Origin of the sequence: Caloramator sp. Dgby_cultured_2, from assembly GCF_028872215.1 — a bacterium.
GTDB lineage: Bacteria > Bacillota > Clostridia > Clostridiales > Caloramatoraceae > Caloramator > Caloramator australicus.
Window position 1 is genome coordinate 1,317,741 of record NZ_CP118396.1, and the last position, 14,821, is coordinate 1,332,561.

Consider the following 14,821-nt stretch of genomic DNA (forward strand, 5'->3'; position numbering starts at 1 on the left):
TCGCTAAATAATTATACATTAATATATTGCTAGAAACAACCAAGACGCCTTGACAAAACATTAACTTTAACTTATATTAAATGATAACAATCTTCGTTAATGGAGGGAATAGGATGGAGTTAATAAATAAAAAGAAAACATTTTAATAAGTTCAGATGAAATTGCACAAAAAGTTTCTGAACTTGGCAAAAAATTTCCGAAGACTATAAAGGAAAAAAACTTTATGTTTTGTCACTACTTAGAGGTAGTTTTATATTCACTGCAGACCTTGTAAGACATATAGATGTTCCTGTTAAAATAGGGTTTATGGCAACATCTAGTTATGGACATGGTGAAACCAGCAGCGGTCAAGTAAAGATAGTTCAAGATATAGCAGACGATGTAGAAGGCTACGATGTTTTAATAGTTGATGATATCGTTGATACAGGCATAACTATGAAATTCGTTATGGAATATATCAAATCTAAAAACCCTGCAAGTGTAAAGTCCTGCGTGTTACTCGACAAGCCAGAAAGAAGAAAAGTTGAACTTGTTCCTGATTACTGCTGTTTTACAATTCCCGATGTTTTCGTTGTTGGCTACGGATTAAACTATGGCGATTATTACAGAAATAAGCCTTATATATTCAATTGGGAATAATTAGGGGCACCGTCCGGTGCCTTTTATTTTGAAATTTTAAAAATAATATTGACAAAATTAAATTATAGTAATATTATAATAGTGTAGACACTCCCTGGGGTATAGTGAGTAAACAAAGCTTAATATAGAGGAGGAATATATTATGGTAATTCATGTAACAGATGCTGATTTCAATGAAAAGGTTTTAAACTCAGATAAAGCTGTATTAGTAGATTTTTGGGCTGAATGGTGCGGACCTTGCAGAATGATAGCTCCAGTTGTTGAAGAAGTTGCTGAAAACCTTAAGGATAACCTTGTTGTTGCAAAACTAAACGTAGATGAAAATCCTATGACTGCTTCACTTTACGGTATTTCAAGCATCCCTACCCTTGTTCTATTCAAAGATGGCAAGCCATTGGGTAAAATAGTAGGATTTAGACCAGCAGCTCAAATTGAAAGTGCTATTAAAGGAGCTTTAGGACTATAATGTTCGATGTAGCTATAATAGGCAAAGGCCCGGCTGGCATTTCAGCTGCTGTTAATGCCTTTGCCAGAAACAAAAGCGTTGTTATATTCGGGGGCGATAGCAAAAAGTTTTGCTTAGCCCCTCTATTCCTAATTACCCTGGCTTGCCAGAAATATCTGGAAAGGATTTAATGGAAAGGCTTAACGAGCATCTAAAGTTAACTAATGCTACAATAATAAATAAAACCGTAATCGCAGTTTATGCTATGGGCAACTATTTTTCAATTCAAGCAGAAAACGATTTTTATGAAGCAAAATCAGTTATCCTTGCTACAGGCGTCGATTTTAAAAAATCTATAGAAAACGAAGATACATTCCTTGGAAACGGGGTAAGCTACTGTGCAACCTGTGATGCCCCTTTATATAAAGGAAAGGTTGTAGCAGTTGTTGGATATAATCATGAATCCCTTGAAGAGGCTAATTTTTTAGCTGAAGTTTGCCAAAAGGTATATTTTATCCCAATGTTTAAAGGTGACTTCAAATTCAATGAAAATGTTGAAATAATTAATGACAGTCCTATAAAATTTGAAGGATCCTTAAAGGCTGAAAAACTAATACTTAAAAACAACTCAATAGAAGCAGATGGTTTCTTTGTATTAAAGGACAGCCTACCCCTTACAAGCCTTGTGCCTGGCCTTGAGGTTGACGGGTCCCCATGTTCTTGTAGATAAAAGGATGGAAACAAACATTAAAGGGCTATTTGCCGCCGGAGACATAACAGGTAAACCCTACCAAGTAGCAAAGGCTATAGGGGAAGGACAAATAGCTGCATTAAATGCTGCTGAATACCTAGATCAAAAAAATGATGAGGAACTTCCTCATCATTTTTTAATATTATACTCCTGAATATCCTTAGGTGGATTTTCTGTTTTTATCTCAGCATAAGTATCCGGAACCTTTCCTACTATTATGCTCTCAGCAATAGGAATGCTGGAAGTTACAGTAACACTATTCCTTGCAAGAGGAATAATTACCTGAACAGTTGCAGAAACATCTAAGTAAACAATATGCCTTGTTTGGTTTATTCCTGCCGATGAAAATTCAGTCCTATAGGAAGTTAACACAGAACCTACCGGCCTCATTTTAAAGGGTATCCTTGGACCATAATTTGATAAAATCTCTATCCCTGTTAAAACAGCAAGTGGAATTTCCACCCTTCTTTCCTTTATATCGCCAATCCTTTTCTGAACTTCAAGGGCTATTTGAGAACCTAAAATATTTAATTCCACCGTATTCGCCTGAATCATAACAACATTTCCATCCTTATCAGTTTTAACCGACATAATATCGTCATAGGATATCTTATTCCCAAACTCAAATTTAACCGTATTGTTTATAGTTTCTACCGCTGTCCTTCTAGCCTCCTGATCACAATAGGCAATCAAGGTCGGCCTTAAAAAATAATTAAGATAAATCAAAAACAACGTCGCAAAAGTTAAAAGAAACATCAAATATAATATTAATTTTATTTTAATAGTCCTATATCTTTTCTTCATACAAATCAACCTTAATATTGCTATTTAATTATATGTTTTTCTCAAAAAATATTAAAGGACGCAATGCGTCCTTTATGCTACTGACTGGCTATCAAGATTTTCAATCTCATGTATGCTGATTTGTCTCGTGTGCTGCGTATGAGCCCATTCCTTTTTATTCTTATCTATTATTCCTTGTATTGTTATCGGAAGCCATGTTAATGTATAAACTCCATATAGTAAATACCATAAAAATACCTTTAAAGCTGTCTTGCCTTCAAACTTAGCTAAAATTAGTATAAATGAACCTAAAAATATCGTATGGGCAAGCATTATATATATAAGCTTTGAATCAGGATCAAACATATAGTCAAATAAGAATATATTCAATGAATAAAGCGAAAAATAAACTAATAACTTCTTAGACAATTTATTTTCTAAAAACATTACAAAGGGTGTAAATAAAAATTGAAATACCGAAAGCAATTTCCAAACAATTGGCGAGAATAAATAGCTTATTATAAAAATATTCATCCCATCCGCGCTATAGCTTTGAAGGAAGGTTAAAATTGTTGATAACCCAAGTGCAACTATCATAAATGGCTGAATAGTATACAAAGCACAGCCAAAGGCTACAAAATCCCTGTCTTTAATGGCTTTTTTCATTAACTTAAAGAAAAACCTCGAAGCTACATCAGCAAATCCTTGCATCCATCTTTTTCTTTGCCTCCAAGATTGCTTTAAAGTTAAAGGTTTTTCATCATAAACAACCGCGCTATGAGCCCAGCCTACCTTCTGACCATTTAAAACCAATTTACATGTAAATTCTAAGTCTTCAGTAAGACATGTAGCACCCCATCCAATCTCCTTTAAAACTTCCATATCTATGCAAAATCCTGTTCCACCAATTTGATTAGATAATCCTAAATTTGCCCTTGCAAGCTGGAAAAGTCTGTTGGCAGTCCAAAAGGATATTGAATAGGATTCTGATATCCAGGAATCATGGGGGTTTTTGCTGTCTATGTATCCCTGAACGACCTTATACCCCTCTTTAATTTCCTATTGAGTTCCTTAAGAAAGTTCCTAGATGCTAAATTATCGGCATCAAAAACCACAACTGCATCGTATTTCTTACCCATTTGAAACAAAATGTTAAACATCCATTCAAGGGCATATCCTTTACCTTTTTTGTAGTATCAAATCTTTCATAAACTATAGCACCGTGCTTTCTTGCAATATTTGCTGTATTGTCGGAGCAGTTATCTGCTATTACATATATATCATATAACTCCTTTGGATAATCAAGCATTTTAAGGCTATCCACAATATTACCTATAACCATTTCTTCATTATGGGCAGCAACTATAAGAGCAAAGGATTTTTCAGGTTCTGAATTTGAATTATTATCCTTTTTCTATAAAGTCCAAATAACGATATAATAAGATAATACAGTGTAACAATAAAAACACCTACTTGAAAGAAAAAGGTTAAGTTATAAATCATTTCCTTCATGTTAATTCCTCCATAACTTATTCTGTCTGTTAATATTTTTTGTTTAACCTTTGTTGAATTATACTAATCAAAAACTCCATATCATATTATAAGCCCTTCTTTAGTCCTTCAAAAGTCTGCCTTCGCAATGTTTACATAGTGTAAAATTATTGTAGGACGAAAAAGACAAAAAATTTAAAAGAGACAACCCCTGTGATAAAATAAAAGTGAAAAAACACACAAACCAATAAGGGGTGTCTCTTTTGAATAATATTATACAACAACATTTAATAAATTTCACTACTAAATTAATAAAAAATGTTGAAGAAACTATATCAAAAGAATGGGATCTAACAAAACTTGTTGATGTAGTTAAAAAAATGACTGATGAATTAGGAGCAAACATAATAAAGGACTTTTTAGAAGAATTAGATAAAACGATTAAAGAAGATGAAAAAAGGAAAAAGGGATGGGTAGTAGAAAGGAAAGACAAGAAAAAGATTGTAACAATGCTAGGCGAAATAGAATATGCAAGAACGTATTACAAATCTAAGAAGAATGGGGAATATAGATATTTACTTGATGAAATTATAGGGATAAGCAAACATGAGAAGGTAGATAAAGAAGTAAAGATAAAGCTGGTGGAGAACGCAATTAATATGTCCTATGAGGAGAGTAGTAAAATAACATGTCCGGAGAAACTAAGTAGACAGACAGTATTTAATGCAATAAGACAGGTAGGAGAAGTAGAAGTAAAAGGGAAGTAAAAGAAAAGAGGAAAGTAAGGGTGCTATACATAGAAGCAGATGAGGATCATGTGGCATTGCAGGATGGGAAGAAGGAGATGCCAAGGCTTGTATATATACATGAAGGAAGGCAAAGCAAAAATGGGAGAAACGAATTAAAGAATGTATATTACAAAGCATACGTTGGTGTAGAAGCTGAAGAAATATGGATAGATGTAGCGAATTATGTGTATGACAATTATGAAATAGAGAGCATAGAAAAGATATACATAGCAGGAGATGGAGCAAGATGGATAAAGGAAGGAATGGAATGGATTCCGAAAGCGAAATTTGTATTAGATAGATATCATTTGAACAAATACATAATAAGAGGGACAGCAAAGCGAGAAGAATATAGGCAAAAGATATGGGGAGCGATAAATGAAGGGGATAAGAAGGTTTTAAGGGAGATATTTAAGGAGTTAATAAATATAGCAGAAACTAAGACAGAAAAGGAGAGAGCAAAAGAAGCAAGGAGATATATATTAAATAACTGGGAAGGGATAGTAATATATAAAGAGGACGAGGATGTAATAGGATGCAGTGCAGAAGGGCATATAAGCCATGTATTATCAGCGAGATTAAGCAGTAGGCCATTAGGATGGAGTAAAGAGGGATTAAAGATAATGGCAAAGCTAAGGGTATTTAGCAGGAATGGAGGTAATTTAAGGGAAATAAGTATATACAAGGAAGATGTTGAAACATTTAGATTAAATAAAAAGAAGATAAAAGAAACAATTAAAAGAATAAATAATTCTTCACGAGAAGGAATAAATAATATAACAATATTAAACATTGGAAAAGTAACACCGATGTATAAGATATTAAAATCAATTAAATATGAAAATATAATTTAAAGTTTAAAAGTTTACGAAAGTCTTGATTTTAAACATTTTAGGGGGTTGTCTATAAAAAATTAACCTACAATATCTTGACACTATCCAATGTTTATAATTTATTTACAAAATGGTAATAAATTGTCCAAAATAATGTATGTGGATAAAAATGTCCACATTTGTTATAATTATTTTAATCAAGCTTTTGCATTCAAGGAGGTTTACTATGGCTGAAAAAAGGAAAAGTAAACGAAAAAACAAAAAAGAGGCGTATTGAATATATTGTTGATAATATTCCTTTTTATATTCCTTTTTATTTTTGCAGCAGGGATTGGAGTTGCAATTGCAGTTATAAAATCTGCTCCTGAAATTGACGCCAACATACTTGATAACTTAAAGCAGAGCAGCAGAATATATGATAAAGATGGAAACTTTATAGAGGACTTTTCTGATGTTCAAAACAGAACAGTAGTTCCCCTTAAAAAATACCAAAACATGTTCAGCATGCTTTTATTGCAATTGAGGATGAAAGATTTTATAAACATCACGGAATCGATCCAAAGAGAATATTTGGAGCTTTATGGTATGATATTAAAACAATGTCTAAAGCTCAAGGTGCATCGACAATAACACAGCAGCTTATTAAAAACATCGCTTTATCACCAAAAAGGATTTTTCAAGAAAACTACAAGAAATGTATCTTGCTATTCAGCTGGAAAGGAAACTTAGCAAGGATCAAATTCTTGAAGGCTACTTAAATACAATATATCTTGGCGGAAGTGCCTATGGCGTCCAAGCTGCTTCAATGTTTTACTTTGGAAAGGATGTAAACGAACTTACAATTGCTGAAGCTGCATTAATTGCAGGGCTCACTCAAAGCCCATATAAATACTACCCCTACAGCAAAAAATCAGGAAAATCCAAAGACATATTTAGATAGGCAGCAAACAGTTCTTAAAAAATGCTAAAGCAGGGGTATATTACTCAAGAGCAATACGATGAAGCGATAAACCAAAAACTTGTTTTTAAAAGCAAGGAATCCCCAAACACAATGAAATATCAGTGGTTTATAGAACCCGCAATTGATGAGATTGCAAAGGACATGGCAGACAAGCTAAATATAACAGAAAGTGAAGCAAAGCAAAGGTTAAGAACTGGAGGATATAACATATATCTTACAATAGACACCAAAATTCAAGAAGCCGCAGAAGCTGTAATCAATGACGATAGTTTCTTTAAACAATTTAATTTAAAACCCTATGCTTCAACAGAAAATTCTCCAAAAGTTTCACAACCTCAAGCAGCTGCAGTTATAATGGACTATTCTACAGGTGAAGTTAGGGCGATAGTTGGCGGACGTGGACCTCATCCATTAAGATCCATGAATAGGGCAACAGACGTAAAAAGGCAGCCAGGTTCAGCAATAAAGCCACTATCAGTTTATGCTCCAGCTATCGATACGCAGCTTGCAACTGCCGCAACCATAATTGAAGATAGTCCCTTCTCACAGGAGCTTTTGGCTGCAACAGGAGGATGGGAACCTAAAAACTACGATAATTCCTATAGAGGAAATGTAACGGTAAGAGAAGCAATTACGCGTTCTATAAACGTTGTAGCAGCTAAACTTTTACTCCAATTAGGAATTGGAACATCCGTTGATTATCTGCAAAATAAATTTCATATATCAACCATAAAAAACTCTGACAAATACGTAGCACCACTTTCCCTTGGTGGTCTTACAGAGGGAGTCTACCCAATTGAAATGGCTGCAGCCTATGGAGTGTTTGGAAATAAAGGAATTTACTCAGAACCTATCCTTTACACAAAGGTTACTGATAGATACAATAACATAATTGTGGAAAGAACCTCTACACAATCAAGATCAATATCAAGTCAAGCTGCTTATATTATGCTTGATATGATGAAGGATGTTGTTAGAAAACCTTACGGAACAGGTGGAAGGGCAAGGTTTGGTTCAATGCCTGTTGCAGGAAAAACAGGAACCACTTCAGACTATACTAACGTTTGGTTCTGCGGTGTAACGCCATATTATTCCGGTGCTGTATGGATAGGCCACGATAAGCCCAATACATCTATTCCTGGACTTAAAAGCTCCCTTGCAGCAAAATTATGGGGAGAAATAATGAAAAGAGCTCATGAAGGCTTAAAAGTAGTTGATTTTGAAAGGCCAAGTGGAATAGTATATGAAAAGGTATGTTTAGATTCAGGAAAATATCCGACAGATTTATGTTTTAATGATCCAAGGGGAAATAGAGTTGTTACTGAGATGTTTATAGACGGAACTCAACCTGTTGAATTGTGTGATTACCATGTAAATATCGTCCCTGAACCAGATATAACAACGCCGGAAAATCCCAGTAATCCACAGGATAATGGGGGCAAAATCAAGAAACGCAAAATCCAACAAGTAATCCCACCGACCAAAACCAATCCCCTCCTCAAGAGGGTCAAAACCCGCAGCAAACCAATCCAACGCAACCCAAGCAATAGGCCTTTTAGGCCTATTGCTTTTTAATTTATTTTTCAGCTCATAAAGCTTAATTACCTCTTCTAATGCCTTTGTAATTATCGGCGCACCAAATTCAACATCGTCTGAACCTTCCATCTTACCAGGATCTCCTACTCCTACTACTGGAATATCATATCTACTTAAAACATCCACCGTATCTCCCTTAATTATCTTATCATCCTTTGGGTTACCATCCTTATCAACCGCCTGATGAGTAACATTACCATTCCTATCTATAGAAACATCCACTTCAACGCCAGTTACCTTACTGGTATTTGAAGCTACTGCAACTGCTCCAATTACTTCAACTTCATTTGAATTCAGAATATACTCCATCGCCTTTTCACCATCACCCTTATGGGTGTTGCCCCTATCATCTACCATCACAATTACAGGATCATGCTTTGCTTCCTTGATAAGATCGACTATTTCCTCTCCCGATAATATAGTTGGATTTCCAGCTGATCGTGATATTACCCTTGCACCAATATTTTGTGCTGCTGTTTCTATAGCCCTTTGGGCCATTAAGTCTCCATCCGTAACTATTATTACCCTTTTTTCATTTAATCAACTCCTAATTTTTTGTCTTTGGATTAAACAATAGAGCCATAATATATCCAAAAAAATTGCAGCAGCAATTCCAGCAGACGTTGCCTTGACTCCTCCTGTAAAAGCTCCAATTAATCCATACTTTTCAACCTCTCTAATTGCACCTTTAGCAAGGCTGTATCCAAATCCAGGAAGTGGAACTGTAGCTCCTGCTTTACCTATTTTAACAATGGGTTCATATACTCCAATAGCACCTAATATTACACCTGCAGTAACAAAATAAACCAAAATCCTCGCAGGAGTTAAATTAGTTTTATCCATAAGTATTTGAGCAATCAAGCAGATACTTCCTCCAACTAAAAAGGCCCATATATAGTCCATCATGGCATAATACTCCTTTCAATTGTTATAGCATGTGCTATTCCCGGAATGGATTCACCCTGTTGGGTGCTGGTTGGGCTTAAAAGAGCTCCTGTAGATACTATCATTATCCTATTGAGATTTCCATTTATTAATTGCTTATATATATATCCTCCAAATACAGATGCAGAACAGCCACATCCACTTCCTCCTGCATGAACATCTTGGGTTGTAAGGTCAAATATCTCTATTCCAGCATCTGTAAACTTTGTTGTGATATCATATCCATTTTGCTTTATAATATCAGCTGCAATTTCTCTTCCAATTTTAGCCAAGTCTCCGGTCATTATAAGGTCATAATCAGCTGCAGTAAATCCAGTATCCTTAAGATGTCTTAAGATAGTATCAGCTGCAGCCGGTGCCATTGCCGCCCCCATGTTATTGGCATCCTTTATACCAAAATCTACAACTCTTCCTGTGGTAATATAAGTGATGTAAGGTCCACCGCCTTTACTGCCTAAAACTACCGCTCCTGCTCCGGTAACTGTCCACTGAGATGTTGGCGGTCTTTGATTCCCATGTTCTAAGGGGAATCTAAACTGCCTTTCTGCTGATGAAAAGTGACTTGAGGTTGCAGCAATTGTAATATCGGCAAATCCTCCATCCACCATCATTGCAGCAAGGCTCATAGCCTCAGTTAAGGTAGAACATGCACCGTATAGACCAAAAAGGGGATGCCAAGTTCTCTTGCAGCAAAGCTTGAAGAAATTATTTGATTAAGAAGGTCCCCTGCAAAAAGTAATCAACCTGGTCTGGCGATAAGTTTATTTTATTCATAGCAAGCCTTACTGCTTCTCGCAGCATTTTTGACTCTGCCTTCTCCCAAGACTTTTCACCAAAAAGGTCGTCCTCTAAAACGATATCAAAATAATCCTTTAAAGGTCCCTCTCCTTCCTTAGGTCCTACTATAGTTGCAGTAGATAAAATAGACGGCGGATTTTTAGCTTTATAGTATGAAGGCCTATCTTTTTTCTGCCATATGCTTCACCTCGCAAGCATTTTAACAAGATAATAAATTATACCAACAATAATAGATGAAGAAATCCCATAAACTAAAATAGGTCCTGCAATAACAAACATTTTAGAACCTACACCAAAAATATATCCTTCCCTTTTATATTCCATTGCAGGCGATACTATTGAATTAGCAAAGCCAGTAATTGGAACGATAGATCCTGCTCCTGCATACTTTCCTATATTATCATAAACCCCTAATCCAGTTAAAAATGCACCTAAAAAAACCATGACTGTAGCTACATAGTATCCGACATCATCCTTTGAAATTCCAAAGGATAAAAACAAATTCATAAAAAACTGACCTACATCACAAATAAGACCTCCAACTACAAAGGCAAAAATAGCATCCTTGATAAGGGATGACTGGGGAACTTTTTTCTGAACTAACTGCTGATATATATTTTTTATTTCATTTTCCTTGCGTTTTTCCATACTATCACCTTACTTCCTTTATCTTTTCATTTTCTCCTACTATAAAGGAGTTAAGGTCTATTTTATTTTTATCATAATCAAACCTTAAAAGTTTATCCTCCTTTTGCCTTACCGTTGAAACATCGCTTCTTTTATGATTATTAAACATAAAACCACCTCCGACTACTAAATATTTTTCCCATCCATAAAAAAAATACAAAAATAAACCCGGCAATAGCCAGGTTACTTTAACGACTCTTTTATGTAATTCAAAACCTTTTTTCAATCCTTGAAACCTGCACCTGGGATATCCCAAGCATTTTAGCAACTTGACTTTGGGTTAGATCTTTAAAATATCTCAAGATTATTATTTGTCTTTGTTTAGGTTCAAGTTTATCTATAACTTCCTTTAAGGCAATTTTGTCGATGTGATCCCCTTCTGAATCCTCATCTTCACTTATTCTATCTATCAAAAGTATCGGCGAACCATCATCCTGATGAATTGTATCATATAAATATTCAGGACCGCTGATGCTCTCAAGGCTCAAAATTACATCTTCAGTAGTTATACAAAGCTCCTGAGCAATTTCTTCAATCGTTGCTTCCCTTCCCAATTCCTTAAAAAGCTTTTCCTTGGTCTGCTTAACTTTTTTGCAGTATCCTTCATACTCCTACTAAATTTAATAAACCCATCATCCCTCAAATGCCTTCTAACTTCGCCCAAAATCATCGGAACTGCATAGGTTGAAAACTTTACATTTTGTTCTACTTTAAAGTTTTTAATAGCCTTAACAAGGCCTATACATCCAATCTGAAAAAGATCCTCATATTCAAATCCCATATTTACGAATCTTTTTATAACAAGGTTAACTAATCCTAAATTATTTTTAACTAAAATATCCTGGGCTTCTTTATCCCCATTTTGACTTCTAAGTATCAATTGATAAACTTCCTCTTGATTATCCATCAATTTTGTGGGCGAATCGTTCTGCATATGAATTCCCCCAAAATCATAATTGTTTAAACTCTTTTGTCATTATAATTCTCGTTCCCTTTCCAGGTTCTGATTCTACCTCAAGGGAATCCATAAAGGTTTCCATAACAGTAAATCCCATTCCTGATCTTTCAAGTTCGGGCCTTGATGTATAAAGGGGTTGTCTTGCAAGCTCAACATCTTCTATTCCCTTTCCATAATCGATAACCTCAACAGTCAATTTCCTTCCCTCTATTTTGCACTTTAAAACAACTGTTCCTTGAGTATTTTCATATCCATGAATAATAGCATTAGTGACAGCCTCAGAAACAGCAGTCTTAACATCAGAAAGCTCCTCTATAGTAGGATCAAGTTGTGATGCAAAGGCAGCCACAACAACTCTTGCAAAGGCCTCATTTTGAGATTTACTTGGGAATTCTAATTTCATTTCATTTTGAAACATTTTACTTCCCCCTTTTAAAATTCCAATAAAGCTTTTTGTAAGTTATCATATTCTTTAATAATTTTAAAAAGCCCCCAAGTTCAAATATCTTTTTAATATGGGGCCTTAAGTTAATTATAGCAACTTTTCCATTAAAATCTTTAACTTTTTGTATCTTCCTATTATTACTCCAATTCCCGAGCTGTCCATAAAGTTTACTCCCGCAAAATCAAAAATCACCTTATTAAGCCCAGTTTCATCTATTTTATTATCAATTTTTATTCTAACTTCCTCAGCTGAATGATGATCAAGCTCCCCCATAAGCTTTACTATAAGAACATCATCTTTTCTTTCAAAAATAAGCTGCATCCAAATCCCCCAAATTAAAACTTACAGTATATATATTCTATAAAAACCATTAATTTCCTTCTTATTTCAAAAAATAATTTACCCAAAAGGGTAAATTATTTATTACTTCTTTCTAAATTTCATAAGATAAACTGCCAAAAAGATAACTACAATTACCAAACCCAAAATAGCAGGATTTTGTAAAAAGGTTACTGATTGATATAATGTTAAAAGTCCAAAGGCAATGAAGATAATTCCTGCACCAATTTTTATATAATGCTCAGGCATTTTTGAACTGCAAACCTTCCAAATAAAAACCCTATGCTATCGGCTATAAACATACCTATTACAGAACCTATTAAAACTGATACAGGACTCTTTAACTGTGCTGCAAGGGTAAAGGCCATGATTTGAGTTTTGTCGCCAAGTTCAGCAAGAAAAAAGCCAAAGCGACAACAATAAAATTAGGTAGTTTAAATTTAGTCTCCTTGATTTCCTCCTCTTCTTCCTCTTCATCCCTCAAAGTCATAAATCCAAAGGCTAAAAATAAAGCCCCTGCAATAATCTGAACTAAATTCATGGGAATAAGATTCCCTATGCTGCTGCCCAACAAAACAGCAATAATGTTTAATAAAACAGTGGCAATAAAAATTCCAACTGCAGCATCCCTTACTTTGTATTTACTGCAAGAGCTGCAGCAAGAAGCTGGGTTTTATCTCCCATTTCAGCAATAAGGACAAAAATAACGTTTTGATAAGTGCCATACTATCCCTCCTGTCATTATTTTTTACAAAATAAAAGACCTTTAACACAATGCCAGAGCATTGTGTTAAAGGTCTCGCTTGCATTACGCCGATAAAGCCAGGCCATAAGGCCAGTATGTTGACTTTATCAACCCTTTCGGGCAGCTACTCCCCTTTAACATAGATTTAACTTCTGGAAATATTATAATATATTTTTCCTTAAAAGTAAATATAATAATTTTATAAGGTTTCTCTTGATAAGCAGTAAAATAAATGTTAAAATCCTATATTGTATAGATTAACAGAGGGAGGAAAATGAAAATATGGAAATGTGGCTTAAGGAAATGCAAATCGAAGGCGCTGCTATGACCTATAAGGTAAAGGAAACATTAGTTAGAAAAAGACGCAGTATCAAGACCTTGCAATAGTTGACACAGATGTATTTGGAAGAATGCTCGTCCTTGACGGTATAGTTCAAACAACAATTAAAGATGAGTTCGTTTATCATGAAATGATAACACACATTCCTCTCTTTACACATCCAAATCCAAAGAAGGTTTTGGTTGTTGGCGGTGGAGATGGCGGTGCAATTAGAGAAATATTAAAGCATCCAAGCGTTGAAAAGGCTGTTCTTTGCGAAATCGATGGAGATGTTATAGAAGAATGCAAAAATATCTTCCTGAAATAAGCTGTGCCCTTGATGATCCAAGATGCGAAATATTTGTTGGTGATGGTATACAATACGTTAAAGAACATAAAAATGAATTTGATGTTATAATAGTAGATTCAACAGACCCATTCAGCATTGCTGAGGGACTATTCGGTGGAAACTTCTATAAAGATATATACAACGCATTAACAGAGGATGGTATATTTGTTGCTCAAACTGAAACTCCTTTTTATTTACCTGAAACAGTAAAGAAGGTATTCAACGATGCAAGAAACATATTCCCTGTAACTAAACTATTTATGGCTGCTATTCCTACATACCCAGGAGGATATTGGAGCTTTACAATAGGATCCAAAAATATGACCCAACGCAAGTTGATACAACAAAAATTCCAGAATTAGATACAAAATACTATACTCCTGAAATTCACAAAGCATGCTTCGTATTACCAAAATATATCCAAGAATTAGTAAAATAAGCCCTCTTATTAAGAGGGCCTATTTTTTAACATATCTTCAACTACCTTGCTTTTGTCGCATTTTCCTGATGCTAAAAGCCTGTTATATATTTTCTGTGCTTCTTCCCTTTTATTGTTTAAAATATAAGATCCGACTAATTTTATTAAAAATTTTTCTTCAATTTTAATGTAATCCGTCCTTAAAGCCTCATCTACAACCCTTTTAAAGGCTTCACATGCCTTTTCGTAGTCCTTCAATTTATAATATTCTAAAGCTAATTGCATGGATAAAAACAATTTTTCATTATCCTTTAAACTATCTAATTGTAAGCCCTCCTCTAATGTTTCTATGGCTTTTTTCCTGCTAAATAGACTTCTTCTTTGATATATCCTATTTATATCTTTAAGGCTTTTTACAGGCCTTCTTGATTCATAAAATACAAACAGCAAAACGAACAGAACTAAAACTATACTTTTAATAGTTGAAGGTAAAAATTCAAATATCCTGAAAATCCAATCAATAAAACTATA

11 protein-coding genes, 12 pseudogenes and 1 riboswitch are annotated in these 14,821 nt (G+C 34.5%); of the genes and pseudogenes, 8 read left to right on the forward strand and 15 right to left on the reverse strand.

Features of this window, described 5'->3' with window-relative positions; genetic code table 11:
* Positions 1 to 139 precede the first annotated feature (139 nt).
* The 3 genes and pseudogenes from hpt to PWK10_RS09085 all read left to right on the forward strand — a co-directional run bounded on the left by hpt (position 140) and on the right by PWK10_RS09085 (position 1,989).
* Positions 140 to 639: pseudogene (hpt, locus tag PWK10_RS09075) on the forward strand (hypoxanthine phosphoribosyltransferase).
* A gap of 142 nt (positions 640 to 781) precedes the next feature.
* On the forward strand, positions 782 to 1,105 hold the full coding sequence (trxA, locus tag PWK10_RS09080; protein ID WP_008909480.1) for a thioredoxin: 324 nt from the start codon (positions 782 to 784) through the stop codon (positions 1,103 to 1,105).
* Positions 1,105 to 1,989 (forward strand): annotated as a pseudogene (locus tag PWK10_RS09085) (NAD(P)/FAD-dependent oxidoreductase). Before trxA ends, PWK10_RS09085 begins: the two are co-directional and overlap by 1 nt.
* On the opposite strand, the gene yunB reads toward PWK10_RS09085, so the two are convergent.
* Together yunB and PWK10_RS09095 are read right to left on the reverse strand one after the other, a co-directional pair.
* The gene (yunB, locus tag PWK10_RS09090; RefSeq protein WP_274765830.1) at positions 1,965 to 2,639 is read right to left on the reverse strand and encodes a sporulation protein YunB; all 675 of its coding nucleotides are present in this window, start codon (positions 2,637 to 2,639) and stop codon (positions 1,965 to 1,967) included. The pseudogene PWK10_RS09085 and the gene yunB sit on opposite strands and share 25 nt — an antisense overlap.
* Before the next feature lie 72 nt (positions 2,640 to 2,711).
* Positions 2,712 to 4,130, reverse strand: a pseudogene (locus PWK10_RS09095) (glycosyltransferase family 2 protein).
* A 233-nt stretch (positions 4,131 to 4,363) separates the two neighbouring features.
* Between PWK10_RS09095 and PWK10_RS09100 the strand changes: the two are divergent.
* From PWK10_RS09100 to PWK10_RS09115, 4 genes and pseudogenes are all read left to right on the forward strand, one after another.
* Positions 4,364 to 5,751 (forward strand): annotated as a pseudogene (locus PWK10_RS09100) (ISLre2 family transposase).
* A gap of 252 nt (positions 5,752 to 6,003) precedes the next feature.
* Positions 6,004 to 6,360: a hypothetical protein gene (locus PWK10_RS09105; RefSeq protein ID WP_274765831.1), complete on the forward strand. Its 357-nt coding sequence runs from the start codon at positions 6,004 to 6,006 to the stop codon at positions 6,358 to 6,360.
* Positions 6,249 to 6,670: pseudogene (locus PWK10_RS09110) on the forward strand (transglycosylase domain-containing protein). The gene PWK10_RS09105 and the pseudogene PWK10_RS09110 overlap by 112 nt, the downstream one beginning before the upstream one ends.
* A 21-nt stretch (positions 6,671 to 6,691) precedes the next feature.
* Positions 6,692 to 8,266, forward strand: coding sequence for a transglycosylase domain-containing protein (locus PWK10_RS09115; RefSeq protein WP_342455488.1), 1,575 nt, complete (start codon positions 6,692 to 6,694; stop codon positions 8,264 to 8,266).
* A gap of 33 nt (positions 8,267 to 8,299) precedes the next feature.
* On the opposite strand, the pseudogene PWK10_RS09120 reads toward PWK10_RS09115, so the two are convergent.
* The 12 genes and pseudogenes from PWK10_RS09120 to PWK10_RS19785 all read right to left on the reverse strand — a co-directional run.
* Positions 8,300 to 8,809 (reverse strand): annotated as a pseudogene (locus PWK10_RS09120) (stage V sporulation protein AE); the annotation flags it as partial.
* Between the two features lie 25 nt (positions 8,810 to 8,834).
* A pseudogene (spoVAE, locus tag PWK10_RS09125) lies at positions 8,835 to 9,190 on the reverse strand (stage V sporulation protein AE).
* Positions 9,190 to 10,210 (reverse strand): annotated as a pseudogene (gene spoVAD, locus PWK10_RS09130) (stage V sporulation protein AD). The pseudogenes spoVAE and spoVAD overlap by 1 nt, the downstream one beginning before the upstream one ends.
* Before the next feature lie 3 nt (positions 10,211 to 10,213).
* Positions 10,214 to 10,678, reverse strand: coding sequence for a stage V sporulation protein AC (gene spoVAC, locus PWK10_RS09135; RefSeq protein WP_008909488.1), 465 nt, complete (start codon positions 10,676 to 10,678; stop codon positions 10,214 to 10,216).
* 4 nt (positions 10,679 to 10,682) lie between these two features.
* Positions 10,683 to 10,826 carry a hypothetical protein gene (locus PWK10_RS09140; protein ID WP_274765832.1) on the reverse strand — a complete coding sequence of 48 codons (144 nt, stop codon included), beginning with the start codon at positions 10,824 to 10,826 and terminating at the stop codon, positions 10,683 to 10,685.
* Positions 10,827 to 10,926: 100 nt separating this feature from the next.
* Positions 10,927 to 11,651: pseudogene (gene sigF, locus PWK10_RS09145) on the reverse strand (RNA polymerase sporulation sigma factor SigF).
* Positions 11,652 to 11,667: 16 nt separating this feature from the next.
* Complete coding sequence (gene spoIIAB, locus PWK10_RS09150; RefSeq protein WP_274765833.1) at positions 11,668 to 12,093, reverse strand: anti-sigma F factor; 426 nt, start codon at positions 12,091 to 12,093, stop codon at positions 11,668 to 11,670.
* Positions 12,094 to 12,107: 14 nt separating this feature from the next.
* Positions 12,108 to 12,441 (reverse strand): annotated as a pseudogene (spoIIAA, locus tag PWK10_RS09155) (anti-sigma F factor antagonist).
* 102 nt (positions 12,442 to 12,543) lie between these two features.
* Positions 12,544 to 12,708: a hypothetical protein gene (locus PWK10_RS09160; RefSeq protein ID WP_274765835.1), complete on the reverse strand. Its 165-nt coding sequence runs from the start codon at positions 12,706 to 12,708 to the stop codon at positions 12,544 to 12,546.
* A complete protein-coding gene (locus PWK10_RS19780; RefSeq protein ID WP_446715239.1) occupies positions 12,690 to 12,827 on the reverse strand; it encodes a hypothetical protein in 138 nt (45 codons plus the stop codon). The genes PWK10_RS09160 and PWK10_RS19780 overlap by 19 nt, the downstream gene beginning before the upstream one ends.
* Positions 12,800 to 13,000, reverse strand: coding sequence for a hypothetical protein (locus PWK10_RS09165; RefSeq protein ID WP_274765836.1), 201 nt, complete (start codon positions 12,998 to 13,000; stop codon positions 12,800 to 12,802). The genes PWK10_RS19780 and PWK10_RS09165 overlap by 28 nt, the downstream gene beginning before the upstream one ends.
* A gap of 12 nt (positions 13,001 to 13,012) precedes the next feature.
* Positions 13,013 to 13,143, reverse strand: a pseudogene (locus tag PWK10_RS19785) (TMEM165/GDT1 family protein); the annotation flags it as partial.
* Positions 13,144 to 13,196: 53 nt separating this feature from the next.
* Positions 13,197 to 13,349: riboswitch (yybP-ykoY riboswitch) on the reverse strand.
* A gap of 137 nt (positions 13,350 to 13,486) precedes the next feature.
* On the opposite strand from PWK10_RS19785, the pseudogene speE reads away from it, so the two are divergent.
* Positions 13,487 to 14,311, forward strand: a pseudogene (speE, locus tag PWK10_RS09170) (polyamine aminopropyltransferase).
* 9 nt (positions 14,312 to 14,320) lie between these two features.
* Here the strand turns inward: speE and PWK10_RS09175 are convergent.
* A complete protein-coding gene (locus PWK10_RS09175; protein ID WP_274765837.1) occupies positions 14,321 to 14,740 on the reverse strand; it encodes a tetratricopeptide repeat protein in 420 nt (139 codons plus the stop codon).
* Positions 14,741 to 14,821 lie beyond the last annotated feature (81 nt).